This window comes from Proteiniphilum sp. UBA1028 (assembly GCF_002316955.1).
In the GTDB taxonomy this organism is placed as follows: Bacteria; Bacteroidota; Bacteroidia; order Bacteroidales; family Dysgonomonadaceae; genus Proteiniphilum.
Window position 1 is genome coordinate 5,320 of sequence record NZ_DCEN01000003.1, and the last position, 3,861, is coordinate 9,180.

Consider the following 3,861-nt stretch of genomic DNA (forward strand, 5'->3'; position numbering starts at 1 on the left):
AGCTCAAGCTGTCGTTCCGCGGCGCGCCGGTTGAACGCCGCACCCAGTGCACCCTGGTCGTGGTGCTGGTTGACTCCCTTCAGCTTGACTACTTCCCCGTTCACCACCACTCCCTGTTTCGGATCGAGCAACAGCTTGCGGATGCCGAAGCTTGTTTCGTAGCAGTCGATCACCCTGCCGTTTTGTTTCAAGGTGGTGATAGCCCGGTAAAGGTGAGGGGTCTGTGTAGGCTTTGGTCCCCACAGCCTAGGGTTTCTTACCACGGTGGTGTGTTTGCTTTTATCTCTCTCTCCTGCGCCCAATGCAATCTCTGTAACCGGGAAAGATGCAATGACCTTTTTCCCTTTTTCTCCCAGGCTGTCCAGTTCATAGATCTCAGTCCCGATAGACACCGTCACATCCGATCCCGAATCGTTGTCGACGTTTACTTCCAGGTCGACCGTCGCCGAGGATGCGGAGACTTCTCTCGTCGTCACATAGGTTCCCCACTGACCAATGTGTACCGGGTGAGTTTTGATCAGCCATACATTTCGGTAGATCCCCGCACCCGGATACCAGCGTGAGGAGTGGTTGGGGTTGTCGAGGCGGATTGCCAGCTGGTTCTCTTCACCATAGAGAATATAGGGTGTCAGATCCAGTTGCCATGAGTTGTAGCCATAGGGCCAGCCGCCCACCAGGGTGCCGTTGAGCCAGACCATGGCATAGGACATGGCGCCCTCCACGTCAAGAAAAACAGACCTGCCTTTGTCGGAAGAGGGAATGTCAATTTTCTTTCTGTACCAGGCAACCCCCTGTACAGGAAGACGTCCCATTCCGCCACCCACTTCCGGGCTATCCCCTTTGTAAAAAGGTCCCTCAATGGCCCAGTCGTGCGGCAGGTTGACCCGCTGCCAGCCAGAGTCATCAAAATCGTGTTGCACAAAAGGGAAATCTTTTCCGGGCGCTTCACCTTCGGGACGAATATGATGTTTTTTGAAATCTTTGATAAAAGGATTTGCCGTGGGCAGGATCCATGGCTTTAATACCTCTGCGGAAGTACCTGCCTCTACTGCTTCCGTGGGTTTGGCATCCGCTACCAGATACTCTCTCGCATCTTCAACTTCAGGACGTATGTCATAATTCAATGCGTCGGCTTTCTCAGCAATGTGGTATCGGTAAAAAAACCAATCCTCGTTGAGAGAGATTTTTTCACGACCTGTTGGTGCCTTTTTTGCAGGGATTGAACAGGAGCCAATCAATCCGGCGGCAACGACAATGAGAAGTGACTGCATTGTGATTCGGACGAAGATATTGCTTTTGTTGTTCATACAAATTCCCCCATTTTTGTTAACACACATGGAACTGGCCGATAGCATGAATCCCTTTCCCATCAATAAGAGGGAAAAGAAGTTCATGTTACGAGATTTTCAGCAACAGGGAGATCTCATTCGGTGCACCCTCATCGGGTAGTTCAATCATGAGCCCTTCGGTGTTCCTTTTGAACTCTATCTCTCTGTTGCTTCCAACCAGAGACACTGACTTGATTTCTCCCTCCATTAACGGATTTCCTTCCGACAGGGACCGGATAACCACTTTGTTGTCTTCCGGGTGCGCCAGTACATGGGCATAGAGGTTGTCGCCCTTCACTACAAAACGAATATCTGCCGAAGTATACGGAGCGTGCCTTCCTTCGTTAAAGCCCTGAGCTTGCAGCGGATTGCTAGCTTCCGCTACGGGCCCTTCACCAAAAATCTTCCAGGGACGTGTGTCGTATACCCCTTCGCTGTTCACCGCCATCCAGGCTGCGATATCCTCTAATATCTTCCGCTCTTTGTCGTCAATCGTTCCGTCCCCCCTCTGCGGCACACTCAGCAATAAATTCCCATTTTTGCTGATAATGTCAATCAACATGTGGACGACTGTTTTTGCAGATTTGTATCGATCATTGTCGTAAATGGATTGGTCGTAATGCCATGATCCCAAGCAAGTACATGTTTGCCACGGCTTCTCCTGTATCTGATCGGGAACCCCTTTCTCCACATCCCATACCAATGCATTCTTCTGTTCATCAGACAAAATTTTGGCGAATACAACGGCTTCATTTTTGCCTTCATTCTCGCTAACGCTTTTATTGTAAAAGTGAGCTACGGTACGCAAACCGGCATCACTCACAGGCCACAAAGGCATAGCGGTATCGTCGTAGTAAATCAGGTCGGGACTATAATGATTGATCATATCCACATTACGATCAAAAAAATTCTGACAATATTCTTCTGAAGGAGGAAAAGCACCATTTCCCCAAGCCCATTGGCGATGAATCATGCCATTGTCCCAGCTCTCTTCACTCAACGGGTGGTTTTGCGCGTATAACTCCTGTGGATCATATCCGTTCCACCATTTACCCTTGCCATTTTTTTTCGTCATTTTTCCGTCGAATGGCACACCGGATAACGCACCTTCCTCATCGGCGCGTTGAGCGGTTTCATACCAGGTCCATGCATGTGCCGAATGGATACTCACGCCGAAATACATCCCATATTTTCGCGCTACTTTCTCCCAGCCACCCACAATGTCTTTTTTAGGCCCCATATTTACAGCATTCCACTTGTGATGCTTGCTGTTCCAGTTGTCAAAATTATCGTGATGATTACCCAGGGTGAAGAAGTAACGCGCTCCTACCCGATGGTACAACTCCATCAACTCTTCAGGATCCCATTTGTCGGCTTTCCAGAGATTGATTACATCCTTGAATCCAAATTCCGATGGATGGCCATAATTTTCGACATGCCATCGGTAGGCACGACTTCCCTCCATGTACATTTCCCGGGCATACCAATCCCCTTGTCCGGGTTGACACTGTGGCCCCCAATGGGACCAAATTCCAAATTTGACATCCCTGAACCAATCCGGGGCTTTTTCATACTGGGCAAGTGACTCCCACGTAGGTTCATAGATCCCTTCCATCATATCCTCATGCTTTGGGACACACGAAGTTATGATTACTCCTGATAATAAAATTGGTAAAAAACTAAATTTCATCTTTGAGATTATCTATTTTTAATGCATCAATTGCTACATTTCCGTCACCCCGGTTTATAATTTTTATAGTATGATTACCGGGTTCCAGATCGCGTATCTCGCATACAAGCTGCTGTGGCTTGCGTATTCCCGTAGTTGACAAATTGACTGTAGCCCTCACGTTATCATCAATCTGTATTTCAATAATGCCAGCACCCTCTTCTTTTGGCGCAATGACTGTTACGCCACTACCCTTAAAAGAGTAACTCCAAACGTCACCCGCTATTTCGCTCATGGTCAGGTCATTGTTGTAGTCGCCTGATTCCAGGTTACAAGCCCGTTTCCATCCGGGAGCTACAATGCCCGGGTCGTCATCGTTTACCCACCCCTTATCGTGGGTAATTTGTAAAACACGGTATGCATGTGACAGCGAACTATCGGTGATTCCATCGATGGATTGTAGTTTTTGACTGGGTGTTATTGTCAATCCCGTTTCATTCTGTACGAAATTGATCTCGATGTCGCTACCAAGCATGTCTACCCTGGAAATCTTACCCAGCGTGCTCCCATTTGAATGCAGGGATTTAAAAGTGATCGGGCTGTCATCCCAGTTAAAAATTGTTGCGTAAATATACCCATTATTGCGTGTAAAGCAAATATTATTCTCGCCATAAACCTCAAAAGGTCGCGATCCGAAAACCGCCTTGCCGTTTATTTTCAACCATGCACCCACATCTTTTGCCATAGCGATTACCTCCGGATCAAGATCACCACGACCATGCTGAGTAAGATTGAGCAACATGGTTCCGTTGCGGCTGACATTTTGCATCAGCAATTGGATTACGGTAGCCGCATCCATGTACT

The 3,861-nt window shown here is 48.0% G+C and carries 3 protein-coding genes; all 3 read right to left on the bottom strand.

Annotation, left to right across the window (positions count from 1 at the left end; all coding sequences use genetic code 11):
* The coding region (locus B3Z75_RS00290; protein WP_294066414.1) for a sugar-binding domain-containing protein at positions 1 to 1,307 on the bottom strand (1,307 nt) is incomplete at its 3' end.
* An 88-nt stretch (positions 1,308 to 1,395) separates the two neighbouring features.
* On the bottom strand, positions 1,396 to 2,946 hold the full coding sequence (locus B3Z75_RS00295; RefSeq protein ID WP_414702834.1) for an alpha-L-fucosidase: 1,551 nt from the start codon (positions 2,944 to 2,946) through the stop codon (positions 1,396 to 1,398).
* 61 nt (positions 2,947 to 3,007) lie between these two features.
* Positions 3,008 to 3,861, bottom strand: an 854-nt coding sequence (locus B3Z75_RS00300; protein WP_294066418.1) for an alpha-L-fucosidase, incomplete at its 5' end; no start/stop codon positions are given.